The sequence below is a fragment of the Sphingomonas sp. TREG-RG-20F-R18-01 genome (assembly GCF_022662475.1).
Taxonomy (GTDB): domain Bacteria; phylum Pseudomonadota; class Alphaproteobacteria; order Sphingomonadales; family Sphingomonadaceae; genus Sphingomonas.
The window spans coordinates 157389-180152 of the sequence record NZ_JAKNQQ010000004.1; the positions used below are offsets into that span (position 1 = coordinate 157389).

Annotated in this window: 24 protein-coding genes and 2 tRNA genes; 15 read left to right on the top strand and 11 right to left on the bottom strand. The window is 66.3% G+C overall.

Annotated elements, in window-relative coordinates:
• Positions 1–134 precede the first annotated feature (134 nt).
• Genes mtnP through L8K25_RS13005 form a run of 3 tightly spaced genes read right to left on the bottom strand, consistent with a single transcriptional unit; the run spans position 135 to position 1977 of the window.
• Positions 135–1004 carry an S-methyl-5'-thioadenosine phosphorylase gene (mtnP, locus tag L8K25_RS12995; RefSeq protein WP_242139415.1) on the bottom strand — a complete coding sequence of 290 codons (870 nt, stop codon included), beginning with the start codon at positions 1002–1004 and terminating at the stop codon, positions 135–137.
• Complete coding sequence (locus L8K25_RS13000; protein ID WP_242139416.1) at positions 1001–1354, bottom strand: hypothetical protein; 354 nt, start codon at positions 1352–1354, stop codon at positions 1001–1003. Before L8K25_RS13000 ends, mtnP begins: the two co-directional genes overlap by 4 nt.
• Complete coding sequence (locus tag L8K25_RS13005) at positions 1354–1977, bottom strand: DNA-3-methyladenine glycosylase 2 family protein (RefSeq protein WP_242139417.1); 624 nt, start codon at positions 1975–1977, stop codon at positions 1354–1356. The genes L8K25_RS13000 and L8K25_RS13005 overlap by 1 nt, the downstream gene beginning before the upstream one ends.
• 81 nt (positions 1978–2058) lie before the next feature.
• On the opposite strand from L8K25_RS13005, the gene L8K25_RS13010 reads away from it, so the two are divergent.
• Positions 2059–2376 (top strand): 2Fe-2S iron-sulfur cluster-binding protein, encoded by a 318-nt coding sequence (locus L8K25_RS13010; RefSeq protein WP_242139418.1) that lies wholly within the window; start codon positions 2059–2061, stop codon positions 2374–2376.
• A 155-nt stretch (positions 2377–2531) separates the two neighbouring features.
• On the opposite strand, the gene rlmB is transcribed toward L8K25_RS13010, so the two are convergent.
• Both rlmB and L8K25_RS13020 read right to left on the bottom strand, forming a co-directional pair.
• Entirely contained in the window at positions 2532–3278 is a 747-nt protein-coding gene (rlmB, locus tag L8K25_RS13015) for a 23S rRNA (guanosine(2251)-2'-O)-methyltransferase RlmB (protein WP_242139419.1), read from the bottom strand.
• A 42-nt stretch (positions 3279–3320) separates the two neighbouring features.
• Complete coding sequence (locus tag L8K25_RS13020) at positions 3321–4931, bottom strand: M20/M25/M40 family metallo-hydrolase (protein ID WP_242139420.1); 1611 nt, start codon at positions 4929–4931, stop codon at positions 3321–3323.
• 188 nt (positions 4932–5119) lie between these two features.
• Here L8K25_RS13020 and L8K25_RS13025 point away from each other — a divergent pair.
• The 3 genes from L8K25_RS13025 (at position 5120) to L8K25_RS13035 (ending at position 7375) form a co-directional block, all read left to right on the top strand.
• Positions 5120–5205, top strand: a tRNA-Tyr gene (locus L8K25_RS13025).
• Between the two features lie 239 nt (positions 5206–5444).
• Positions 5445–6506, top strand: coding sequence for an acyltransferase (locus L8K25_RS13030; RefSeq protein WP_277923640.1), 1062 nt, complete (start codon positions 5445–5447; stop codon positions 6504–6506).
• Positions 6507–6814: 308 nt separating this feature from the next.
• Positions 6815–7375 (top strand): hypothetical protein, encoded by a 561-nt coding sequence (locus L8K25_RS13035; protein ID WP_242139422.1) that lies wholly within the window; start codon positions 6815–6817, stop codon positions 7373–7375.
• Here the strand turns inward: L8K25_RS13035 and L8K25_RS13040 are convergent.
• Together L8K25_RS13040 and L8K25_RS13045 are read right to left on the bottom strand one after the other, a co-directional pair.
• Positions 7303–8157, bottom strand: a complete 855-nt coding sequence (locus tag L8K25_RS13040; protein ID WP_242139423.1) for a choice-of-anchor A family protein — start codon at positions 8155–8157, stop codon at positions 7303–7305. The genes L8K25_RS13035 and L8K25_RS13040 overlap by 73 nt on opposite strands.
• Positions 8158–8267: 110 nt before the next feature.
• Positions 8268–8341, bottom strand: a tRNA-Gly gene (locus L8K25_RS13045).
• A gap of 184 nt (positions 8342–8525) precedes the next feature.
• Here L8K25_RS13045 and L8K25_RS13050 point away from each other — a divergent pair.
• The 5 genes from L8K25_RS13050 (at position 8526) to mmsB (ending at position 14186) form a co-directional block, all read left to right on the top strand.
• The gene (locus L8K25_RS13050; protein WP_242139424.1) at positions 8526–10067 is read left to right on the top strand and encodes a CoA-acylating methylmalonate-semialdehyde dehydrogenase; all 1542 of its coding nucleotides are present in this window, start codon (positions 8526–8528) and stop codon (positions 10065–10067) included.
• 39 nt (positions 10068–10106) lie between these two features.
• Complete coding sequence (locus L8K25_RS13055; protein WP_242139425.1) at positions 10107–11252, top strand: acyl-CoA dehydrogenase family protein; 1146 nt, start codon at positions 10107–10109, stop codon at positions 11250–11252.
• A 111-nt stretch (positions 11253–11363) separates the two neighbouring features.
• The gene (locus L8K25_RS13060) at positions 11364–12407 is read left to right on the top strand and encodes an enoyl-CoA hydratase/isomerase family protein (RefSeq protein ID WP_242139426.1); all 1044 of its coding nucleotides are present in this window, start codon (positions 11364–11366) and stop codon (positions 12405–12407) included.
• Positions 12404–13177 (top strand): enoyl-CoA hydratase, encoded by a 774-nt coding sequence (locus tag L8K25_RS13065; RefSeq protein WP_242139427.1) that lies wholly within the window; start codon positions 12404–12406, stop codon positions 13175–13177. The genes L8K25_RS13060 and L8K25_RS13065 overlap by 4 nt, the downstream gene beginning before the upstream one ends.
• 130 nt (positions 13178–13307) lie before the next feature.
• Positions 13308–14186 (top strand): 3-hydroxyisobutyrate dehydrogenase, encoded by an 879-nt coding sequence (gene mmsB, locus L8K25_RS13070; RefSeq protein WP_242139428.1) that lies wholly within the window; start codon positions 13308–13310, stop codon positions 14184–14186.
• 240 nt (positions 14187–14426) lie between these two features.
• Here the strand turns inward: mmsB and L8K25_RS13075 are convergent, their stop codons facing one another.
• On the bottom strand, positions 14427–15140 hold the full coding sequence (locus L8K25_RS13075) for a PAS domain-containing protein (protein ID WP_242139429.1): 714 nt from the start codon (positions 15138–15140) through the stop codon (positions 14427–14429).
• A 112-nt stretch (positions 15141–15252) separates the two neighbouring features.
• On the opposite strand from L8K25_RS13075, the gene L8K25_RS13080 reads away from it, so the two are divergent.
• The gene (locus L8K25_RS13080) at positions 15253–15459 is read left to right on the top strand and encodes a hypothetical protein (RefSeq protein WP_242139430.1); all 207 of its coding nucleotides are present in this window, start codon (positions 15253–15255) and stop codon (positions 15457–15459) included.
• A 2-nt stretch (positions 15460–15461) separates the two neighbouring features.
• Here L8K25_RS13080 and L8K25_RS13085 read toward each other — a convergent pair whose 3' ends face one another.
• Positions 15462–16835: a glutamate--cysteine ligase gene (locus tag L8K25_RS13085; protein ID WP_242139431.1), complete on the bottom strand. Its 1374-nt coding sequence runs from the start codon at positions 16833–16835 to the stop codon at positions 15462–15464.
• A gap of 54 nt (positions 16836–16889) precedes the next feature.
• A complete protein-coding gene (locus L8K25_RS13090) occupies positions 16890–17630 on the bottom strand; it encodes a 16S rRNA (uracil(1498)-N(3))-methyltransferase (RefSeq protein ID WP_242139432.1) in 741 nt (246 codons plus the stop codon).
• An 86-nt stretch (positions 17631–17716) separates the two neighbouring features.
• Between L8K25_RS13090 and L8K25_RS13095 the strand changes: the two genes are divergently transcribed.
• Together L8K25_RS13095 and L8K25_RS13100 are read left to right on the top strand one after the other, a co-directional pair.
• Positions 17717–18403 (top strand): YoaK family protein, encoded by a 687-nt coding sequence (locus tag L8K25_RS13095; RefSeq protein ID WP_242139433.1) that lies wholly within the window; start codon positions 17717–17719, stop codon positions 18401–18403.
• 241 nt (positions 18404–18644) lie between these two features.
• Complete coding sequence (locus tag L8K25_RS13100; protein ID WP_242139434.1) at positions 18645–19082, top strand: hypothetical protein; 438 nt, start codon at positions 18645–18647, stop codon at positions 19080–19082.
• 94 nt (positions 19083–19176) lie between these two features.
• Here the strand turns inward: L8K25_RS13100 and L8K25_RS13105 are convergent, their stop codons facing one another.
• A complete protein-coding gene (locus L8K25_RS13105) occupies positions 19177–19332 on the bottom strand; it encodes a hypothetical protein (protein ID WP_242139435.1) in 156 nt (51 codons plus the stop codon).
• Between the two features lie 146 nt (positions 19333–19478).
• On the opposite strand from L8K25_RS13105, the gene ubiA reads away from it, so the two are divergent.
• The 3 genes from ubiA (at position 19479) to L8K25_RS13120 (ending at position 22597) form a co-directional block, all read left to right on the top strand.
• Positions 19479–20405: a 4-hydroxybenzoate octaprenyltransferase gene (gene ubiA, locus L8K25_RS13110; RefSeq protein WP_242139436.1), complete on the top strand. Its 927-nt coding sequence runs from the start codon at positions 19479–19481 to the stop codon at positions 20403–20405.
• Positions 20406–20466: 61 nt separating this feature from the next.
• Complete coding sequence (locus tag L8K25_RS13115) at positions 20467–21822, top strand: metallopeptidase TldD-related protein (protein ID WP_242139437.1); 1356 nt, start codon at positions 20467–20469, stop codon at positions 21820–21822.
• Complete coding sequence (locus tag L8K25_RS13120; RefSeq protein WP_242139438.1) at positions 21815–22597, top strand: 3'(2'),5'-bisphosphate nucleotidase CysQ; 783 nt, start codon at positions 21815–21817, stop codon at positions 22595–22597. The genes L8K25_RS13115 and L8K25_RS13120 overlap by 8 nt, the downstream gene beginning before the upstream one ends.
• Positions 22598–22764 lie beyond the last annotated feature (167 nt).

A 22764-nucleotide genomic window follows, 5' to 3' on the forward strand; every position in this document is an offset into this window, starting at 1 on the left:
ACGTAAAGGCACGCAGCCGCCAAGAAATGAGGGCAGGAGGCCGCCGTTTCTCTTCTCGTCCTTTGGAGGCTTTGCGCCTTTTCGGCAGCAAAAGCGTCTCGCACAAAGCATGCAGAACGCCCGTGGCGCGCCCTCTAGCGCAGCACCCGCCCGGCTACCGCATCCAGCTTCGCGAGCACCCCGGGATCACGCGCCGCGGGTGCCGTGATCAGCGCATGGTCGAGCACCGTATCGAGGGGCGAGGGCGTGCGCTCGGCAGGCAGCGCCGCGACCAGTGCCGCAACCGTCCGACGCGCAATGGCGCCGTTCGCGCCCATCTGGCGGATCACCTCGCTCACCTCGACGAACGCGGCTTCTTCGCGCCAGCAATCATAGTCGGTGACCATGCCGATCAGCGCATAGGGAAGCTCCGCCTCGCGCGCGAGCTTCGCCTCGGGCATCGCGGTCATGCCGATCACGTCGGCGCCCCACTGGCGGTACATCAGGCTTTCCGCGCGGGTCGAGAATTGCGGTCCCTCCATCGCGAGATAGGTCGCCCCCTTGGTCACCTTGCCCCCCGCGCTCGTCACTGCTTCGGCAGCGAAGGCGGACAGGCGGGGACAGACCGGTTCGGCCATCGACACGTGCGCCACCATGCCGGTCCCGAAGAAGCTCGGCGCACGTTGCGTCGTCCGGTCGATGAACTGGTCGACGACCACGAAGCGCCCCGGCTCGAGTTCCTCCCGGAGCGATCCGATCGAGGAGATCGCTACGATATCCGTGCAGCCGGCCCGTTTGAGCGCATCGATATTGGCGCGCGCGTTGAGCTCGGATGGGCTGATCCGATGGCCGCGCCCGTGGCGCGGCAGGAAGACCAGCTCGACCGAACCGATATTGCCGCACAACAGATCGTCCGACGGCGCGCCCCATGGCGTGTCGACGCCGCGCCACTGCGCATTCTCGAGTTCGTCGATCGCGTACAGCCCGGAGCCGCCGATGATCCCGATCTTCCAGCCTGTGCTCACAAGGTTTCCGTCTTTTGCTGATTCAACCGGTCGAGCCAGGCCTGCGCCTGTTTCGGCTCCCCTACCGCGTCCGAACGGACCGGGCCGCGCGCCGCGACGAACGCGGCATGCAAGGAGAACGGCTCCAACCCCAGCGTAGCGCGCAGGTCGTCGATCGTTTCTCCCAGAGAGATCAATGCAGCGACGGTGGCAACCGACGCGGATGTTTCGCCCTTCTTGCCCTGATGGCCGAACAGGCCCCAGCGTCCCTTGGCAGTTGTTTCCAGCGCGGCAATCAACGCGGCACGATACTCGGTTTCATAGGCGATGCGATCCGCATCGATTCGAGCGAGGCGGTCGGCGCGTGCCATCAAACGACCTTCATGTCGCTCTGATAGTGATACCAGGCGAAGATCGCCGCCGCGCCGCGATGCGGCCGCCAGGCTTCGGCGAGTTCGCGTACCAGCTTCTCGCTCGGCCGCGTCTCATGGCCGAGCAGCCGCCCGATCTCGATCTGCACCGCCAAGTCGCCTGCCGGCCAGATGTCGGTCCGCCCCTCCGCAAAGAGGAGGTAGATTTCGGCGGACCAGCGGCCGATGCCTTTCACGGCGATCAGCTTGGCGATCGCTTCCTCGTCATCCTCGGGCAGATTGGCGAGATCGAGCTCGCCGCTGCTCACCAGCGCCGACAGGCTGCGGGCATAGCTTGCTTTCTGGCGGGACAGGCCGGCCGCGCGGAGCTGTTCGTCGGTGGCGCGGGTGATGGCGTGCGGATCGTTCAGGTCGCCGACGATCGCTTCCAGCTTGTTCCAGGTGGATTGCGCGGAGGTCGTGCTGACTTGCTGCCCGATGATCGTGCGCAGCAACGTTGCGAAGCCGCGCGCACTGATCCGCGGCGGGGGGTAGCCGACCCGGCCGAGCGCCGTCGCGAATGCGGGCTCGCGTGCGGCGAGGACGTCCATGGCGGTCGTCAATTGTTCGGTCGTCAGGCCCATGCGGCATCCCATGCTTGCCGCTTGCGTCGCGGCGTGGGGCTGGGCATGGCAAGATCGACCCATTGATACAAGGATGCACGCATGCCCAAGCTTATCGTCGTGACTCGTGAGGGAGAAGAACGCGAGATCATGGGTGAGGCCGGCCTATCCGTAATGGAGGTCATTCGCGACGCCGGCATCGACGAGTTGCTCGCCTTGTGCGGTGGCTGCTGCTCGTGCGCGACCTGCCATGTCCATGTCGACCCGGCTTTTGCCGCCAAACTTCCCAAGATGAGCGCGGACGAGGACGATCTGCTCGACTCGTCGGCGGATCGCAATGCGACGTCACGGCTGTCGTGCCAGGTCGAATTTACCGATGCGCTTGACGGCCTGAAGGTAACGATCGCCGCCGAGGATTGAGCGGCATTCCCTCAGGCGGCTAAATTCTTAACGCCTTCCCCGGCGAAGGCCGGGGCCTAGGAGCGAGCCGATCGTAATCCGCGCGCTGCGCTTTATTACATCGGCCATCACTACTGGGCCCCGGCCTTCGCCGGGGAGGCGGTCAAGGGGAGCTCCTACCGGCTCGCCGCCGCATACAGCGCGATCGCGGCGGCGTTGGAGACGTTGAGGCTCTCCATCTTGGGCGAAATCGGCAGGCGCGCCAGTTCGTCGCAATGCGATGCGGTATTCTGCCGCATGCCTTCACCCTCGGCCCCCAGCACAAGCGCGACGCGCTGGGTGCCCATTGCCTGATTGAGCGTCTGCGTCGCCTCGCCGGTCAGCCCGACGCGCCAGAACCCCGCTTCCGCGATCTCGTCGAGCGCGCGCGCGAGATTGACCACGCGAACCCACGGCACGATCTCGAGCGCGCCAGACGCCGCACGTGCAATCGTTCCCGATTCGGGGGGCGCGTGACGATCCGGCGTGACGATGCCGAGCACATCGAACGCCGCCGCCGAGCGCATGATCGCGCCGACATTATGCGGATCGGTAACCTGGTCGAGCACGATCAGCGGACGCTTGTCGTCCTGTCCCTGCTGCAACAGGTCGGCGAGCCACATGTCCTCGAGCGGATCGACCTCGATCACGATCCCCTGATGCGGTGCGTCGCCCGGCACCAGCCGCGCAAGGTCGGTCACTTCGGCATAGACGATCGGCACGTCCGCGGGGATGTCGAGCGCGGCGCTTGCCTCGCGTGTCGCCCAGATCTTGCGGACGACGCGCTCGGGGTTCTCGAACGCGGCGGCGACGGCGTGCCGTCCCCAGAACCGCGGGCGGCCCGCGGGGGCCTGGGACGGACGATGTCCACGACGTGCTGCCATCAACGCTGCTCCAACTTCATCATACGCACTAGGGTCACGGTGTCATTCTTCCTCGTCGGAATAAGCGAACGGGTCGGTCGCGACCGGCTTGGTCGGTAGTGGCGGGCGAGGCAAGGCCTTGTCCGCATTTGCCGCATTGACCAGGAACGATGCGAGGATCGTCGCGCCCTGCCGCATGTCGTCGCCCTTCAGGTGATCGAACGTGTCGATGTTCGAATGATGCACCCGGCTGTCATAGTCGAGCGGATCCTGGATGAACTGGAACCCCGGCACGCCGACCGACTGCATGAACACGTGATCGGTCCCGCCGGTCTTGCGGATCACGACATCGGTCGCCCCCATTGAGGCGAACGGCGCGAGCCAGTCGCGGAAGATCGGCACCACTGCCGGATTGTTCTCGGCATAGATGCCGCGGATCTTGCCCGAGCCGTTGTCGAGGTTGAAATAGGCAGCGAGATCGCCCCAGCCGGGCCTGGGCGTGATCGGCCAGCGGTTGGACCAGCCGGTATACAGCTTCAGTCCAGTGAGTTTCGGTTCGCTCGGGCTGCCGCGCGTGGCGAGGTGATTCTCGACATAGGATAGCGAACCGAGCAGCCCCTGTTCCTCGCCCGCCCAAAGCGCGAAGCGGATCGTCCGTTTCGGCCGAACGCCCGTCTTGGCTATGATCCGCGCGGCCTCCATCACCATCGCCGAACCCGCGCCATTGTCCGCGGCGCCATCGCCCGCCACCCATGAATCGAGATGCGCCCCGGCCATGACATAGCCAGCCTTCGGGTCGGTGCCGGGAATCTCGGCGATCACGTCATACGCTTGTGGATCACTATCATCGAAGCGTACGTCGCTGCTGATCTCGAGCGTGGGGGCGGGGCCGAGTTTTGCCAGGCGCGCGAGTCGCCGATAGTCTTCCGCCGAAATCTGGACCGCCGGCAGGGCAGGGGTGTCGCCGACGCCGAACGTATAGCCTTCGCCACTGACGAGCTTGCCGTCGCGATATGCCATGGTCGCCATCGCAACCGCGCCTTCGGCCTTCAGGAACGCATCGAGCTTCTTTGCGTAATCGAGCCGCTTCACCCGGCGATCGGCGGCGGCGGGATCGTAGCTCGGCTGCTGATACTGATCGAGCTTCCGGAGCTCCTCCGCGCTGTACCGCTGGAATGCCGCTTCCTTGGGCTCCGAGCCGGTATCGGGGAGGGTGACGAGCACGATCTTGCCGGCCAGTTGCCCATGCCATTTGGCAAAATCCCGTTCGCGTTTCATCGGGGCGATGACGATCGGTGCGCTGATCGGGCCGTTGGTCGCGGGCGTCCAGGCAATCGGGATTGCGGTCAGCGCGACCGGGCGCGGTGTAAGCATACGGACGCTGGAGTTGACGATGTACCAGCCGCGTCCGAAGTCGAACCCTTCCTTGTGGACGTTGCGCAGGCCCCATTCGGTGAACTTCGCCTGAGTCCAGGCTTCGGCCTGACGCATCGCCGGGGAGTTGGTCATCCGCGGGCCGATAACGTCGGCAAGATGCGCGGCGATCGGCATCACGTCGCTATGGGTCGATCCCTCGTCGATGAGGCGGGCAACCTGCGCGCGATCGACGGTCTGCGCCAGCGCGGGCGCCGTGGCAAATACGATGGCGGTAGAAAGCAGCAGAACGCGACGCATGATAACCCCCCGGTTGTTGAGCATCGTCCGATGCGACGACCATTTACCGGTATGCGGCACGGGCAACAGGTGCAACCCCGACCCGAATGCAGAATTTCGCGCTTCGGGGGCGTTGACAGCACGGCAAGTGGTCGGCATTGGACGCCCTCGCTTTTCGGAGCGACCATCCTTCGAGGATGCGAACCTGGGGACAGGTGGCCGAGTGGTTAAAGGCAGCAGACTGTAAATCTGCCCGTGCAAGCGTACGCTGGTTCGAATCCAGCCCTGTCCACCATCGCTATACGTGAGCGCGACAATCGCAAAAATCGGCAGAAGCTACCCCCGTCCGTCAAGCGCGTGCCGCGCCGGTCGTCCCTGTCGCCACGGTCATCCGAACTGCACCGCTTGCGCACGACGTTGGGTGGTCGGACCTGCCCCATGCCCTCAATGAGTATGATTGCTTTTCCCCTCCTGTCTCGCTGAACCTCGCGCGGACCGTCCGTCGGCGGCTGGCAGCGAGGAAGGGCGTTGGCAATGCTCGGATCATTCGGGAAAGGGACATGGCGGGCCGCGTCACATTCTCCGGAACGGATACCGCGGCCTTCCAACGGCCCCTCGACCCAACGGGATGGAGGCATCGAACTCTTTCGATACGTCATGGCGCTGCTGGTCATCGGTATCCACGTACTGCCGCCCGTCGCCGTCAATTCTGCGCAACCCTTGGGGCTGCCAGACTGGGCAGTTGCGATGGACGTGCTCTGCCGGTGCGCCGTGCCATTCTTCTTCATTGCCAGCGGCTATTATTTCAAACCGGAACGCGGTGTGGTTGCCAACCTGACGCGCGCGATCGCGCGGATCGCACCCATATACGGTGCTTGGTATTGTTTGTATCTGGCGGTGGCCGCGGCATTGCCGGAAAAGCTGCCAAGCCACTGGAGAATCCTGGCGCTCATCGATGGCGGTCCAGCGTTCCATCTATGGTTCCTGCCGGCACTCCTGCTGGGGCTGATCATACTTACGATCAGTCTCGCGGCAGGGGGGAGGGTTCTGGCGATCCTCGTTGCGATGGTGCTTGCCGCAGCTGGACCAGCACTGGCGGATTATCATGCGCTGATCGGGATGGACACCTATCCTGCCCATTTGAACGACTTCAAGCGTCAACTGGGCGCGCCGGCGTTCGTGGTGATCGGGTATCTGCTCAAGGGCACGAAGGTACAGCGTCCGTCCTTTGCGTTCGTCCTATGCGGGCTGTCGCTGGTCGCGATGTTTGCCGAGCGCTATAGCGTTACCCTTGTTCTCGGAAACCGGGATGTCGGCAACGCGGAGAGCCTGCTGGCGGTATTCCCCTTTGGCGCTTCCGTCTTCAATCTCGCCCGGTCTTTGAATGGCGATGGGCCACTGGATCGTCTGAGCGGGCTGGGGCGGATCAGTTTGGCGGTATATCTCATCCACCCCCTGTTCATCTGGATGATCCGAACGCATCTCGACGCCGGGTTTGGATATTATTTGTATATTGCGGGCATAGTCGCGGCGGGTTCGACGGCTACGGCGTTCGTGGTTGTTCGGGTTCCCTGGTTGCGACGGCTCATCACGTAGCGGGCGCGTGCAAGCCCCGGGACGCCGCAGGTTCATTCCTGCGGCATGGCAGCCGACTTGCTGGTCCAACTGTGGTTTCCCGCATATGACTTGCGAGGGAGCACCGCCGTACGGTGCCGGCGTTGGGATGAAATGACGGTTCGCCACCCTTGCGGTCGGCGCGAGCATCTGCGTATTCTTACGGATAGCGTGCGGGCGTAAGTCCGCGAGCCATCTTCAATGAACCGATTCTCGAAAGGCGCCAGCGTTGCTTGGCGCCTTTTCGTGCCCTTGTCCCCGGTCGAGCGACCAAAACCTAAGGATTTTGCATGCGCCGCCTCGCGATCGTTCACGGGCATCAAGGGCGGGTAGGACAGGCGTTCGCATCGCGGCTGGTGGAGGATGGCTTCGAGGTCGTGACCGGCGAAGCCATTGCGCGGCTCGAATGGCCGATGATGGACGCGCGTGCGTATCTCTTCGATTGTGCGTATCAGCACGAAGATCCCGCCGGGCACGTCGAACGCGCGGTCCGGCATCTGGCGGAGTGGCGCCGATTGGCCGGGATTTTCATTCCCTCCTCGCTACATATCGGCACCGATACCGCTTACGGCCGGGCCAAGCTCGTGATCGAGCAGCTCGTTGCGTTCTATCGGGGCGAGGGGGCGAATGTCGTTACCGACCGGATCGGGTATTTCCCCGGGGACGGGGTTGCCGGCGATGCAAACAATCCGTTCTATCACAAGCTGGTAACCGGGGATGCGTTATACACGAGGGTAATGGCGCGCCTGCTGGACGAGCCGCTGCCCCGTGGCCGGAATCAGCCCCTGACGGCTGGTGCGGCATATGCCAATCGCGAAGACCCTGCCGCCAACGCGGTCACGCACGGTTGAGCAACGGTAATCGTGCGTTTGCGGCGCAAAACGAAGCCGATCGCGCAAAACCCTAGCAGCAGCATGGTCCAGGTCGCTGGCTCGGGAATGGCCGTGACCGTCGTCGCGCTGTTGTCGACGAAGCCCTGGCCCCCGATCGTCGCACCCTCGGAATAGAAGCTGTTGGCAACCACCGATCCGGCGACCGATCCGCCCTGGATCTGCACGCGGGCGTCCGGCGCGAGCAGCGAACCGGCGATCGTCATTCCGCCCATCGACACCGTCGTTGCTTCGTAGAAATTGAACAGGACCTGGCTCGGCAACAGCGACCCGTAGGAAATGTTGAGAAAGTTCGTCAGCGATCCGCCGCTCACATTGACGACTGCGCCGCTGCCGATGCCGGAAAATGTCAGCGCGTAAAGCCGGCTGTAAGTCGATCCGTCGATGTAGAAGATATTCGTCCCGCTCGACGTTCCCTGCAGTGTAGCATCGCCGGGCGTATATTGCCCCGTCGTCAGGGTACCGGTCGCGGTGCGGGCCGCGTAGGTTTGCGAAAGCGTACGGGCGACGCTGTCGGCGGCGCTGGTTGAACGCGAAAGACTCGTAAAGTTGCGCGCGTTCGCCCCGTCGGAATCGCTGAACGCGCCCGCTACGATCGCGCCGTACGATCCACCCGCGATGTGGGCACCGTTCGTTGCGTAGACACTGGCCGCGAACACCGACTGCGCCGAGAAGGCGGGCGTTGCGCATGCCAGTGCAAGGCCGAACGCCACTGCTGATCGGCCAAATCCGAATATTGTCACTGCTGGTCCTAACGCGTGGCCGGAACTCTGGCCTGCGCTGCGTGTGCGACCCAATGCGATGAACGTGCTGTGAACGGCGTATGCGGAGGATCGCAATGGGAACCGGTGGCTGGAGCGGGTAACGGGAATCGAACCCGTGTATTCAGCTTGGAAGGCTGCTGTACTACCATTGTACTATACCCGCGCACCAGGCGGTGCCGACGCGTCGCTGCACGTCCGATAGCGTGCGTCTTTCTTCGGTGCAACCCGCCTGCTGAGCAGGCCGTTCCGTCGGAAAAGTTTCTTGCGCAACCACTTTGATAGCCATTCGCGCTTGGCGCGCGTTCCAGAATGGGCGAAAGACGCGCCAAACAAGCGAAGAGGATGCCATGCGGATCATCGACCATCATATCGCCGGCCTGTCGGCGAACGGCACCCAGGGCGGCGCGGCGCGCAGCGGCGACGTGTTCGACCCCAACACCGGGCAGGTCCAGGCGACGGTGACGCTCGGCACGCAAGCCGACCTCGATACCGCGATCGCCGCCGCGCAAAAAGCGCAGCCGGGCTGGGCCGCGACCAACCCGCAGCGCCGTGCGCGCGTGATGTTCGAGTTCAAGCGGCTGGTCGAACTGCACATGGACGAGCTCGCCGAGCTGCTGTCGTCTGAGCACGGCAAGGTGATCGCGGATTCGAAGGGCGATATCCAGCGCGGGCTCGAGGTGATCGAATTCTGTTGCGGTATCCCGCATGTGCTCAAGGGCGAGTATACCCAGGGCGCGGGGCCGGGGATCGACGTCTATTCCATGCGCCAGCCGCTCGGCATCGGGGCGGGCATCACCCCGTTCAATTTCCCGGCGATGATCCCGCTGTGGATGTCGGGCGTGGCGATCGCGACCGGCAATGCGTTCATTCTCAAGCCGTCCGAGCGTGATCCGTCGGTGCCGGTCCGGCTCGCCGAGCTGTTCCGCGAGGCGGGGCTGCCCGAGGGCATCCTCCAGGTCGTCCACGGCGACAAGGAAATGGTCGACGCGATCCTCGATCATCCCGCGATCAGCGCGGTCAGCTTCGTCGGCTCGTCCGACATCGCGCACTACGTCTACAAGCGCGGCGTCGCGGCGGGGAAACGCGTCCAGGCGATGGGTGGCGCGAAGAACCACGGGATCGTCATGCCCGACGCCGATCTGGACCAGGTCGTCGCGGATCTGTCGGGCGCGGCATTCGGGTCGGCGGGCGAGCGCTGCATGGCGTTGCCGGTGGTGGTGCCGGTCGGCGAGAAGACCGCGATCGCGTTGCGCGAGAAGCTGATCCCGGCGATTGCCGCGCTGCGGGTCGGGGTTTCGACCGACAAGGACGCGCATTACGGTCCGGTCGTGAATGCCGCGCACCGCGCGCGCATCGAGCAGTGGATCCAGACGGGCGTCGACGAGGGCGCGGAGCTCGTCGTCGACGGGCGCGGGTTCGAATTGCAGGGGCATGAGAAGGGGTTCTTCATCGGCCCGTCGCTGTTCGACCACGTCACCCCGTCGATGGAATCGTACAAGGAGGAGATCTTCGGCCCGGTCCTCCAGATCGTTCGCGCGGACGATTTCGATCATGCCGTCCGGCTCCCGAGCGAGCATCAGTACGGCAACGGCGTCGCGATCTTCACGCGCAACGGCCACGCGGCGCGCGAATTCGCGGCGCGGGTCAATGTCGGGATGGTCGGGATCAACGTGCCGATCCCGGTGCCGGTCGCCTATCACACGTTCGGCGGGTGGAAGCGCAGCGCGTTCGGCGATACCAACCAGCACGGCATGGAAGGCGTCAAGTTCTGGACCAAGGTCAAGACCGTGACGCAGCGCTGGCCCGACGGCTCGGCTTTGCCGGGCGGCAGCGAGGACGGTGGACCCAGCCGGATCCAGGATGCGTTCGTGATTCCGACGATGGGGTGAGGCGCTCTGCCTGCCCCTGATACGACAAGAGAGCTTTGCATGACCGACCAGTTCGACCTAACCGACGATCAGCGCGAGATCCAGGAGCTCGCGCGCCGCTTCACCGCCGACCAAATCACGCCGTTCGCGGCGGAGTGGGACGAGAAACACATCTTCCCGCGCGACACGATCAAGGCGGCGGCGGAACTGGGGTTCGCGGCGATCTACGTTTCGGAGGAATCGGGCGGGATCAATCTCGGGCGGCTCGAAGCGGCGCTGATCATGGAGGCGATGGCCTATGGCTGCCCGTCGATCTCGGCGTTCATCTCGATCCACAATATGGCGAGCTGGATGATCGACCGGTTCGGCGGGCAAGGGGTGAAGGACAAGTATCTGCCGTCGCTCGTCACGATGGACCGGATTGCGAGCTATTGCCTGACCGAGCCGGGCTCGGGCTCGGACGCCGCCGCGCTCAAGACCCGCGCAGTCCGGGACGGCGACCATTATGTCGTCAACGGCACCAAGCAGTTCATCTCGGGCGGCGGCGAGAACGAGGTCTATGTGACGATGGTCCGCACTGGTGAGGACGGCCCCAAGGGCATTTCGTGCCTGGTGATCGAGAAGGACATGCCCGGCGTCAGCTTCGGCGCGAACGAGCGCAAGCTCGGCTGGCACTCGCAGCCGACCGCGCAGGTGGTGTTCGAGGATGTGCATGTCCCTGTGGATAACCTTGTGGGCGGCGAGGGCGAGGGGTTCCGCATCGCGATGATGGGGCTCGATGGCGGGCGGCTCAACATCGGTGCGTGTTCGCTTGGCGGGGCGCAGCGGTGCCTCGATGAATCCGTGACCTACACCAAGGATCGCAAGCAGTTCGGCACCGCGATTGCGGATTTCCAGAACACGCAGTTCATGCTCGCGGACATGGCGACCGACCTCGAGGCGGCGCGCGCGCTGCTCTACATGGCAGCGGCGAAGGTCACCGCGAACGCGCCCGACAAGACCAAGTTTGCGGCGATGGCGAAGCGGCTGTCGACCGATACCGGCTCGCTGGTCGCCGACCGTGCGCTCCAACTGCATGGTGGCTACGGTTATCTGATGGATTACCCGATCGAACGCTTCTGGCGCGACCTGCGCGTGCATTCGATCCTTGAGGGGACCAATCAGGTGATGCGGATGATCATCGGGCGCGAACTGACGCGACAATAACCCGGCGGAGCCAAGCCCCCCTTCTTCTTCGTGGCTTTGTGGCTTTGTGCGCAAAAGAACTTTTCTCGCACGAAGCCACAAAGACACGAAGACAGTGATGAGAGACCGTGCATGACCAGCGACGTCCTGACCATTATCGAAGGGCCTGTCGGCCGGATCAGGCTCAACCGGCCGAAGGCGCTTCATGCGCTGACGACCGACATGTGTGTCGCGATGCTGGATGCGCTCGACGCATGGCGTGCCGACCCCGCGATCGAGGCGGTGCTGCTCGACCACGCCGAGGGCAGGGGCTTCTGCGCGGGTGGCGACATCCGGATGCTCGCGGAAAGCGGCGCGGCGGATGGGGTCGCGGCGCGCGCGTTCTTCCACACCGAATATCGGCTCAACCATCGGCTGTTCACCTACGCCAAGCCCACCGTCGCGTTCATGGACGGGATTACGATGGGCGGCGGCGTCGGCATCGCCTGCCCGTGCGATTTCCGCGTGGCGACCGAGAACACCAAGTTCGCGATGCCCGAGACCGGAATCGGGCTGTTCCCCGATGTCGGCGGCGGCTGGTATCTGTCGCGGCTGCCGGGGCGGATCGGGCAGTATCTCGCGCTGACCGGGCACCGGCTCGACGGGGCGGAGTGCCTCGCGCTGGGTCTGGCGACGCATTATTTGCAGAGCGCGTCGCTGGACGATGCCAAGGCGCAGATTGCCGCCAATCCACAGGCGATAGCGGCGACGCTCGACGCTCTCGGCGAGACGCCGCCCGAAGCGAAGATCCTTGCGCAGCGCGAGGCGATCGACCGGCTGTTCGCCTCCGACGCACTTGAGGACATCTACGCGGCGCTCGAAGCAGATGGCGGGGACTGGGCGACGCAACAGCTCGCCACGCTCCGCACCAAGTCGCCACAGACGATGAAAGTGTCGCTCCGCCTGCTCCACGAAGGCAAGATGATGGCGACGTTCGAGGACGAGATGCGGCAGGAATATGCGATCGGCTCGCGTGTCGTGCAGCGGCATGATTTTCTCGAAGGCGTCCGCGCGGTGATCGTCGACAAGGACAACGCCCCACGCTGGGACCCGGCGACGCCCGAGGACGTGACCGATCACGTGATCGACCAGATCTTTGCGCCTCTCTCTCCAGCCGATGAATGGACCCCGGCATGACGTACGAAACGATCCTCGTCGAACAGCGTGACCGCGTCACGCTGATCACGCTCAACCGGCCCAAGGCGCTCAACGCGCTCAACAGCCAGATCCTCGCTGGCCTGCTCGCGGCGATGGCGGCGTTCGATGCGGATCCGTCGCAGGGCTGCGCGGTCATCACCGGCAGCGAGAAGGCGTTCGCGGCGGGCGCGGACATCAAGGAGATGCAGGCGCAGGGCTTCGCCGACATGTATGCGCATGACTTTTTCGCCGGCTGGGACCGATTCACGCGCACGCGCAAGCCGATCATCGCGGCGGTCGCGGGCTATGCGCTCGGCGGCGGGTGCGAGCTGGCGATGATGTGCGACTTCATCCTCGCCGCCGATAGCGCCAAGTTCGGCCAGCCCGAGATCAAGCTCGCGGTCTCGCCCGGCATGGGCGGGTCGCAGCGGCTGACGCGCGCGGTCGGCAAGGCCAAGGCGATGGAGATGTGCCTGACCGGGCGGATGATGGACGCCGCCGAGGCCGAACGCGCCGGGCTCGCCTCGCGCGTGATCCCCGCCGCCGAGCTGGTCGAGGAAGCGGTCAAGGTCGCCGCGACGATCGCGGGCATGGCCCCGCTCGCGGTGCTGGCGAACAAGGAAATGGTCAATGCCGCGTTCGAGACGTCGCTCGGCATGGGCGTCCAGTTCGAACGCCGCCTGTTCCACGCATTGTTCGGGACCGAGGACCAGAGCGAAGGCATGACCGCCTTCGTCGAGAAGCGCCAAGGGGTGTGGACGGGGAAGTGACGCAAAATCCCCTCCCGCGTGCGGGAGGGGCTAGGGGAGGGGCGTGCTTCAAGCCGCGCGCGCTGCGGCACTGCCCTCCCCCGACCCCTCCCGCTAGCGGGAGTGGGGAATAAGAATAAGGAGAGAAACAATGGCACGCATCGCATTCATCGGGCTGGGCAACATGGGCGGCGGAATGGCCGCGAATCTTGCGAAGGCGGGGCATGACGTCCGCGCGTTCGATCTGTCGTCCGAAGCCCTTGAACGCGCCAGAACGGCTGGCTGCCTGCCCGTGGAGTCTGCTGCGGAGGCGGCCGAGGATGCCGAAGCGATCGTCACCATGCTCCCAGCCGGTCGTCACGTCGAAGCGGTCTATGCAGACCTGTTCGCGGCCAACATCCTGCCGACAACGCTTCTGATCGATTGCTCGACGATCGACGTCGCCACCGCCAAGCGGGTCGCCGAGACCGCGCTCGCCAACGGTATCACTGCGGTCGACGCGCCTGTTTCTGGCGGAATCGGTGCAGCCAATGCGGGCACGCTGACCTTCATGGTCGGCGGTACCGACGCGGGCTTCGCCAAGGCCAAGCCGATCCTCGCGGCGATGGGGCAGGCCGTGATTCACGCGGGCGGCAACGGCACCGGCCAGGCCGCGAAGATCGCCAACAACATGCTGCTCGGCGCGACGATGGTGGCGACGTGCGAGGCGTTCCTGCTGGCGGAAAAGCTCGGGCTGGACGCCCAGACCTTCTACGATATCTCGAGCGTCTCCTCGGGGCAAAGCTGGTCGATGACGCGCTATTGCCCGGTGCCGGGGGTTGGGCCCGACACCCCCGCCGACCACGAGTATCAAGGGGGATTTGCGACCGCGCTGATGCTGAAGGACCTCAAGCTCGCCGCCGAAGCGGCCAGCGGCGCAGGGGCGGACACGCCGATGGGGACGAAGGCGGCCGAACTGTATCAGAGGTTCGCTGACGACGGACAGGGCGGACTGGACTTTTCCGCGATCATCAAGATGCTGCGAGGGTAGCGTCCGCACACGCCACCGCATGCCTTACGCTGCGCCAACCCGTTTCGGATACGCCCGGGGGCGATGTTTCACGACGCCGCCCTTGCTCCTTCGGCCAGTGCAGCCGACGCCCCGCCTTTATCGGCGGTAAGTGCCGAATGCGGGCTGGCGTGGTGTCTGGCCTCGACGCATGCCGATGGTTGCGCGGGCCGTCCGCGTCTGGATCGAGCGGCAAGGCTGATGCCCCAATTGCGGCGCGTATCAGACCTTGCCGGGCGGCGGGCCGCCATATTGCGACAGGTAGCGGGCGAGCTCGGCTTGCAGCGCGGTCGAGGTTCGAACGGATGAATCCTCCAGACCGCATCCGGCATTTTCGATTTCGAGGTCGCCCCGCGCGACCATGTCCAGCACGTCGAGCGCCCCGGACGTCGGATCGAGCCCGATTTCCCGACAGATGTCGCCGATCGACAGCCGCGGGCCAACACATTCCAGCTTGAAGCACGCCAGCGCGATGTCCCATTTCGCGCCGGCAAAGCGCTCGGCGCCGAACGCATCGCTACGGCCCCGGCGAGCGCGCAACATCCGCGTTACGGTGATGAAGTTGCTTTCGAGCGTACCGATCGGCATTGCGTCGGCGAGCGGGCGGACGGTCGCGACCAAGCGCTGCGGTCCGATCCCGTCCGACACGACCGAAGCCCGATTCTGGACCCGCATGAGCTTGCCGTCCGAACGGACGTAGCTTTTGCTGATCGTGAGCGGGGCGCCGGAATCGCGCAATTGCGCGATTGCACGGATGTGGCGGGCCTGTTCGACCGGGTTGGTAAACTGAACGGCGACCCGGCCGATCAACTCGGTTCGCTCGCGACCGAGGATCTCGCAATAGGCGTCGTCGACCGACAGATACGTGCCGGCCAAGTCGGTGAGAACGTGGGCCACCGGCACATCGGGATCGAAAAAGCTTTGCAGAATCCGCACTTCCATAAATCCCCGGTGCAGAATCAATGCCATAATAGAGCATATTGCGCTATGGTGCGCTGTCGACCCGGCGGGTATCCGGCAGTGAACCCTGTGTTGGGAGCGTCGTGCCATGACCACTGCCGTGTCCGGGACATCCGACAAGATCGAAGCCATGGCGAACGTCATGGTCGAGACGTTCGGCGCACGGGCGCTCGGTGTAGCCCAGGCGCAGGTCGAGGCCGCTACGCCCGACCAACCGTCCGTTGCCGAAACCTGGCAGCAGATCGTCGGGCTGATCGGGGCGCGCCTGGCGGCACCCCCCGAGACATCGCGGTAAACCTAGAAGCGTAGCGCGTCATAGACCTTGGAAACGTCGCCACCCCAGACGCCGTGATATTTTTCCAGAAGCACTTCGGCAGGTACCTTGCCGCTGCGCACGACTTCGCGGAGCGGATCCAGGAACCCGGTCTCGTTATTGCCGCTCGTATCGAGCCGCGCGCGCGTGGCGAGGCCTGCGTGCGCGATGTCGAGCACCTCGCCCGCGATGTCGCGCAGTTTGCGGCCGCCCGCGATCGGCGCGTCGAGGCCAAGCTTGGGGACCGAATCGCGCAACGCCTGGCGTTCCTCGATCGTCCAGTGCTTGACGAGATCCCACGCGGCATCGAGCGCCTGAGCATCGTAGAGCAGCCCGACCCACAAGGCCGGCAGCGCACAGATCCGCCCCCACGGACCCCCGTCCGCCCCGCGCATCTCGAGGAAGGTCTTGAGTCGTACTTCGGGGAAGGCGGTCGACAGATGGTCGTTCCAGTCGTCGAGCGTCGGCGTCTCGCCGGGCAGCACCGATAGCTTGCCCTCGAGGAAATCGCGGAACGACAGCCCCGCTGCGTCGATATAGCGGCCCTCGCGGTAGACGAAGTACATCGGCACATCGAGCGCGTACTCCGTGTAGCGATCGTAACCGAAGCCATCCTCGAACACGAACGGCAGCATCCCCGTGCGTGCCGGATCCGTGTCCGACCAGATATGACTGCGGTACGAGAGCATCCCGTTGGGCTTGCCCTCGGTGAAGGGCGAATTGGCGAACAGCGCGGTGGCGAGCGGCTGGAGCGCGAGTCCGACGCGGAACTTCTGCACCATGTCGGCTTCGGACTGGTAATCGAGGTTCACCTGGATCGTGCAGGTGCGCAGCATCATGTCGAGACCCATCGTGCCCACGCGCGGCATGTGCCGCAGCATGATCGCATAGCGCCCCTTGGGCATGATCGGCAGTTCGGCGCGGGTCTTGTCCGGCCACATGCCCAGGCCGAGGAAGCCGATCCCGAACTTCTCGCCGATCGCCTTGACCTGTTCCAGATGCCGGCCGGTCTCGGCGCAGGTCTGGTGAAGGGTCTCGAGCGGTGCGCCCGACAGTTCGAACTGGCCGGCGGGCTCCAGGCTGATCGAGCCGTCGCTCCCCGTCATGGCGATGACGTTGCCATTCTCCTCGACCGGCGTCCATCCATAGGCCTGGAGCGCATCGAGCAGGTCGCGGATGCCGCCCTTCTCGGTGTAGCTCGGCGCATGGTGGTCGCTGTCGGCGTAGACGAACTTCTCATGCTCGGTACCGATCCGCCAGCGTTCCGGGGGCTTTTCCCCGCTCGCGAAACTGGCGACGAGCTGGTCGCGCGACTCGATCAGGGGGGAGGTCTTGATGGTGTCGGAGCGGGTCGTCATCGTCGCGCCTTAGCGCCGCGTTGCGTCGCCCGCCAGCGGGTTTCGATCCGCTACCTACCAATCACCACGCGCGGCCATCCACAGCGCCGTTGCCGCCGCCGCGGCGGTGTCCGCGCGGAGGATGCGAGGGCCGAGCGTGATCGCAGTCGCGCCCGGCACGGCGCGGATCGCTTCGCGTTCGGCATCGTCGAATCCTCCTTCGGGACCGACGAGGATCGCGGCGCTCGCCGGGCCGTCGCGCATTGCGGCGGCGGCGGGCGTGCCGCCCGTTTCATCCGCGAAATACAGCGCGCGCCCGGCAGGCCAGTCGCGCAGCAGCGCGGTCAGCTTCACGGGTTCGGCAAGCTCGGGAACCGCGGTCCGGCCGCATTGCTCGGCCGCCTCGACCATGTGCGCGCGGAGCCGTTCGCCGTTCAGCCGGTCGACGATCGTCCGTCGGGTGAGGACGGGCACGAGCCGCGCGACGCCGAGCTCGCACGCCTTTTCCGCGACCCAGTCGATCCGCCCCTTCTTGATCGGCGCGGCGCACAGCCACAGGTCGGGGACATGCTCGCGTTCGCGCAAGCGCTCGGTGACGTCGAGCATCAGGTCGCGCTTGCCGACGCTCGCGGCGACGCCGAGCCATTCGCCCGACTGGCCATCGAACAGCTTGACCGGGTCCCCCGCCTTCATCCGCATGACGGTCGCGAGATAATGCGCCTGCGCGCCCTCGACGCGCAGCGGGCCGGGCGCGAGCGGGTGCTCGACGAACAGGCGCGGGGTGGATTGCGGGGGCCATGCGGGGGTTGCGGGCATGGGGCTTCCTAGGGCGGATTGCCGCCGCTGCACAATCGTGCGCATGCGAACCCTGCTTCGCCGGGGAAGACGCTGAGGATTCGACCATGACACGATACAGCACGCGCGTCTGGCTGCTCGCGGCGGGAACGTCGAGTATGGCGGGCTATGTCGACGCGGTCGGCTTCCTCAAGCTCGGCGGGCTGTTCGTTTCGTTCATGAGCGGCAATTCGACCCGGCTTGCGGTCGGCCTGGTCGTCGACCCCTATGTCGCGCGGGTCGCGATCGGGCTGCTCGGCGCGTTCGTCGGCGGCGTCGTGCTCGGCACGCTGATCGCGGCGGCGGCGGGGGTGTGGCGCAAGCCCGTGATCCTGCTGGTGGTCGGCGCGCTGCTTGCGGTGGCGGGCTGGCTCGACTTGGCGGGCGCGGGCGGCTGGGCGACGCCGCTGATGGCGGCGGCGATGGGGTGCGTGAACACCACCTTCCAGCGCGCGGGCGAAGTGAGCATCGGGGTCACGTACATGACCGGTACGCTCGTCAAGTTCGGGCAGCGCCTGGCCGATGCAATGCTGGGCGGGGCGCGCTGGGCATGGGTGCCGTATCTCGCGCTGTGGCTCGGATTGGTCGGCGGCGCGGTGGTGGGAAGCCTGATGTACCGGAGCTTCGGCACCGCCAGCATCTGGGGCGCCGCGGGCGTGGCGGTCGTGCTTGCGGTCTATGCTGGGTTGCTCGGGCCGGCGGAGCCATCCCGCGCCCGCGCGGTGATCGGGGTCGGGTCGGGGGCGGAAAGTTAGGGGAAAGTTAGGCGGAATCGCCGTGCGGATCGCCAGTGTTCCGCGCAGCGAATGGGAGTTCGGATCCTGTCAAAGAGCACCGTGCGGTATAGCAGGACAGGGGGCCTGTAGGACAGGGGCCTGTAGGACAGGGGCGCTGGCGCAGTACCCGGCGGTCCCCACCGGAGATTGCTTGATCGAACGCTGGCGATCATTCACCGTCGGCGCCTCACGCCATTTCGATACGAACGGGGAGATACCAATGCGCCGAACGATGATCTTCGCGCTGGCGGGCTTGGCACTGGCTGGACCCTTGCCGGTGGCGGCCGCCCCGGCCGTGCAGAAAGAAGCGACGGCCGCCGATGGCCAGGTCCAGCTGTTTCTTGCGACGCTCAAGGCTGGCAAAGGGGGCCAGGCGGTGGAAGAGCTGATGGCAGCGTCGCCCCTGTGGGCAAAGCATGCGGGCTTCAGCGAACAAATGACCGGCCAGATCGATGCGGCGGTCAAGGCGTATGGGCCGGTCATATCGTACGAACGCGTGTCCACGGCCAACGTCGGTACGATGGCGACGCGGGAATATTATCTCGTGCAACATCGGGACATGGTGACACGGTGGGAATTCGACCTGGTGCGAACCCCGAGCGGATGGAACGTCGGCTTCTTCGGCTTTACCGATCAGCCGAACACCTGGTTTTCTTGAGCGTCGTGACGGCCGGGGAGACGATCCCCATGCAACGTCTCGCGTCCGATCCCGGGACTTTGGCAGCGGGGGGCATCGGCACGCCCATCTGAACCTAACGCCGCCGGAACCCCGCGCGCACCAGCACGGCGAGCAGCCCGACCGCGATCGCACCCAGCACGACCCAGGCGGTGACCATCCCGACGCTGCGCGCGACCGCCCAGAGCAAGGCTTCGAAAAAGCGCCCGATCGCGACGGAAAGATGGACCAAAGGCAGGGTTCTCCGGGCGTCGGGCGACAGGTCCGAACGGAATGGCGGCCGCGACGGGCGGGTGTCCCGCCCTCTGTGCCGACCCCGCATGGCAAAAGCGAGGCGCAATGTTTCCCCGGCATGTCCTCTTGCGCTACGGCGGGGGCATGTCCCGCTCTCCCTCCTCCGCGCCGCTTCTCACCCCCGATACCGAGCATCGCGGGATGGTCGCGCTGTTGCCCGCGCCCGCGCGGCCGTTCGCGCTGCTCGCCCGGTTCGATCGGCCGATCGGCTGGTGGCTGCTGTTCTGGCCCGGCGCGTGGAGCGTGGCGCTGGCCGGCGGGACGATCGATCGCTGGGACCTGACCCTGTGGCTGCTGCTCGGCAGCATCGCGATGCGCGGCGCGGGGTGCGTGTTCAACGACATCATCGACCGCGATCTCGACCGGCAGGTCGCGCGCACCCGCAGCCGTCCGCTCGCGAGCGGCGCGGTTTCGGTCAGGGCGGCGGCGGTGTGGCTGGTATTGCTGTGCCTGGTCGGGCTGGCGGTGCTGTTGCAACTGCACGGGTTCGCGGCGGTGGTCGCGCTGTGCAGCCTGGCGCCGGTCGCGGCTTACCCCTTCATGAAGCGGATCACCTGGTGGCCGCAGATCTGGCTCGGGCTGGTGTTCTCCTGGGCCGCGCTGGTGGGATGGGCGGAGATCACGCGGACGCTCTCGTGGCCTGGGCTGCTGCTGTACGCGGGGTCGATCTGCTGGGTGGTGGGCTATGACACGATCTACGCGCTGCAGGACCGGGAGGACGATGCGCTGATCGGCGTGCGGTCGTCCGCGCTGAGGATGGGAAACAGGGTGCGCGCGGGCGTCGCCGCCTTCTATGCCGCGGCGCTGGCCTTGTGGGCGGGCGCGATCTGGGTGCTGCGGCCGGATTGGCTGGCGGTCGGGGCGTTGCTGCCGGTCGCCCTGCACTTCGTCTGGCAGGTCGCGACGCTGCGCCCCGATGACGGCGTGGGCGCGCTGGCGCGGTTTCGGTCGAACCGGTTCGCGGGGTTGCTGATGTTTCTCGCCTGCGTGGTGGTGGGCACGACGCTCTGAGCGGGGAACACGGACGAAACCGCTCTAGCATCGCGCGGTGCGACACCTTAAGTCCAAACCCATGTTGACCCCCGATCAGGCGCAGGACCGCGCCGCCGCCATCGTCGCCCGAGCCACCGCCGCCGGAGCCGACGCCGCCGATGCCGTCTATGCCGCCGACATGTCGCTCGACATCTCCGTCCGGCTCGGGGCGCTCGAGGACGTCGGGCGCTCGGAGAGTGCCGACCTTGGCTTGCGCGTGTTCGTCGGCAAGCGCTCGGCGAGCGTGTCCACCTCCGACCTGTCGGACGATTCGATCGCCGCCCTGGTCGAGCGCGCGGTCGCGATGGCGCGCGAGGCGCCTGAGGACGCCTGGGCCGGGCTCGCGCCACAGGAACGCCTGATGCGCGGCGCGCCGCCGCTGCTCGACCTCGACGATGGCGGCGGGGCTTCGCCCGAAAGCCTGCGTGCGGTCGCACTCGCCGCCGAGGACGCTGCGCGCGCGGTGCCCGGCGTGACCAACAGCGAGGGCGGCTCGGCGAGCGCGTCGCGCTCGATCTGGGCGCTCGCGACGAGCCGCGGCTTTGCGGCCGCCTACGCCGCAACCGGCTACGGCCTCTCCGCAAGCGTGCTTGCCGGCGCGACCGAGGGCGGTGGCGAGATGGTGCGCGACTATGCCTATAGTTCGGCACGCCACCGCCATGCGCTCGAGGCACCCGAGGCGATCGGTACCAAGGCGGGCGAGCGCGCCGTCGCGCGCGTCAACCCCGGGCGGCTGGCGAGCGGACCGATGTCGGTGGTGTATGATCCGCGCGTCGGATCGAGCCTGCTCGGCCATCTGATGGGCGCGATTTCGGGCTCGGCGATCACGCGCAAGACGAGCTTCCTGCTCGATGCGCTGGGGACGCAGGTGTTCTCGGCCGGCGTGACCGTGCTGGACGATCCGCATCGCCCGCACGGCCTGCGCTCGCGCCCGTTCGACGGGGAGGGGCTGCCGGTCAGCCCGTCCGCGATCATCGAGCACGGCATGCTCGAGGCGTGGTTGCTCGACAGCGCTTCGGCGCGGCAATTGGGGCTGGAGCCGACCGGCCACGCCTCGCGCGGCGTCGGCGGATCGCCCGGTGTGTCGCCGAGCAACGTCCATATGGTCGCGGGCAAGGTGCCGGTGTCCACGCTGATCGCCGACATTGCGAACGGCGTGTTCGTGACCGAGCTGATCGGCATGGGCGTCAACGGCGTGACCGGGGACTATTCGCGTGGCGCTGCGGGGTTCCGGATCGTCGACGGGCAGATTGCCGGGCCGGTCGCCGAATTCACCATCGCGGGCAACCTGCGCGACATGTACCGTAACCTGACGCCCGCGAACGATCTCGAATTCCGTTATGGCACCAACGTGCCGACGCTGCGGGTCGAGGGGATGACCGTCGCCAGTGGTTGAACCCGGTCTGACGGATGCGGTCGCCGCCATCGTGGCGGAAGCGGGCGCGCTGGCGCTGCGCCAGTGGCGGACCGACTTCGCGCGCTGGGAAAAGGCGCCGGGCGACCCGGTGTGCGCGGTCGACCTCGAGGTGAACGCGCTGTTGCGGGAGCGGCTGTCGGCATTGCTGCCCGATGCGGGATGGCTGTCCGAGGAGACGGCGGACAATGCGGATCGTCTGGCCCGTTCGCGGCTGTGGGTGGTCGATCCGATCGACGGGACGCGCGATTACATTCGCGGGCGCGATGGCTGGGCCGTTTCGGTTGCGCTGGTGGAGCGCGGCCAGCCGGTGATCGGTGTGCTCGACGCGGCGGCGCGGGGACAGGTGTTTCGCGCGGAGCTGGGCCAGGGGGCGTGGGCCAATGGCGTCCGCCTCGCGGTCGGCGACCGGCGCGTGTTCGGCGGGGCGCGCGTGCCGACCGACGCCTTGCCCAAGGTCGATCGCGACTTGGTGGCGGTGGCCAAGCCCAATTCGATTGCGCTCAGGATCGCGATGGTGGCGGCGGACGAGGCGGATCTGGTCGCGACCCTGCGCTGGGGCTGGGAATGGGACGTGGCGGCGGCGGTGCTGATCGCGGCCGAGGCGGGCGCGCGCGTGACCGATGCTCTGGGACAGGCGCTGACCTTCAATACGCCGCGTGCGCAGGCGTTCGGCGTGGTGACGTCGGTGCCGGGGATCCACGCGGCCGCGATCGAGCGGTTGCGCGAACGGGCGTCGGCTTTGTCGAGGGGGTGAGTCGGGGCGGGTGATTGCGGTCGGGCTTGCGGCACGGCGCCACCCCAACCCCTCCCCTGAAGGGGAGGGGCTAAGAAGAAGACGCCCCTCACCTGACGGGGAGAGGCTAAGAAGAAGACGCCCCTCACCTGACGGGGAAGGGCGACGGAAAAGAGGTTCTCCCCTCC

Coding starts and splice junctions, on each gene's coding strand:
- L8K25_RS13000 (WP_242139416.1), bottom strand. CDS start 1,354: ATGGCACGCGCCGACCGCCTCGCTCGAATCGATGCGGATCGCATCGCC.
- L8K25_RS13005 (WP_242139417.1), bottom strand. CDS start 1,977: ATGGGCCTGACGACCGAACAATTGACGACCGCCATGGACGTCCTCGCC.
- L8K25_RS13010 (WP_242139418.1), top strand. CDS start 2,059: ATGCCCAAGCTTATCGTCGTGACTCGTGAGGGAGAAGAACGCGAGATC.
- rlmB (WP_242139419.1), bottom strand. CDS start 3,278: ATGGCAGCACGTCGTGGACATCGTCCGTCCCAGGCCCCCGCGGGCCGC.
- L8K25_RS13020 (WP_242139420.1), bottom strand. CDS start 4,931: ATGCGTCGCGTTCTGCTGCTTTCTACCGCCATCGTATTTGCCACGGCG.
- L8K25_RS13030 (WP_277923640.1), top strand. CDS start 5,445: ATGCTCGGATCATTCGGGAAAGGGACATGGCGGGCCGCGTCACATTCT.
- L8K25_RS13035 (WP_242139422.1), top strand. CDS start 6,815: ATGCGCCGCCTCGCGATCGTTCACGGGCATCAAGGGCGGGTAGGACAG.
- L8K25_RS13050 (WP_242139424.1), top strand. CDS start 8,526: ATGCGGATCATCGACCATCATATCGCCGGCCTGTCGGCGAACGGCACC.
- L8K25_RS13055 (WP_242139425.1), top strand. CDS start 10,107: ATGACCGACCAGTTCGACCTAACCGACGATCAGCGCGAGATCCAGGAG.
- L8K25_RS13060 (WP_242139426.1), top strand. CDS start 11,364: ATGACCAGCGACGTCCTGACCATTATCGAAGGGCCTGTCGGCCGGATC.
- L8K25_RS13065 (WP_242139427.1), top strand. CDS start 12,404: ATGACGTACGAAACGATCCTCGTCGAACAGCGTGACCGCGTCACGCTG.
- mmsB (WP_242139428.1), top strand. CDS start 13,308: ATGGCACGCATCGCATTCATCGGGCTGGGCAACATGGGCGGCGGAATG.
- L8K25_RS13080 (WP_242139430.1), top strand. CDS start 15,253: ATGACCACTGCCGTGTCCGGGACATCCGACAAGATCGAAGCCATGGCG.
- L8K25_RS13085 (WP_242139431.1), bottom strand. CDS start 16,835: ATGACGACCCGCTCCGACACCATCAAGACCTCCCCCCTGATCGAGTCG.
- L8K25_RS13090 (WP_242139432.1), bottom strand. CDS start 17,630: ATGCCCGCAACCCCCGCATGGCCCCCGCAATCCACCCCGCGCCTGTTC.
- L8K25_RS13095 (WP_242139433.1), top strand. CDS start 17,717: ATGACACGATACAGCACGCGCGTCTGGCTGCTCGCGGCGGGAACGTCG.
- L8K25_RS13100 (WP_242139434.1), top strand. CDS start 18,645: ATGCGCCGAACGATGATCTTCGCGCTGGCGGGCTTGGCACTGGCTGGA.
- ubiA (WP_242139436.1), top strand. CDS start 19,479: ATGTCCCGCTCTCCCTCCTCCGCGCCGCTTCTCACCCCCGATACCGAG.
- L8K25_RS13115 (WP_242139437.1), top strand. CDS start 20,467: ATGTTGACCCCCGATCAGGCGCAGGACCGCGCCGCCGCCATCGTCGCC.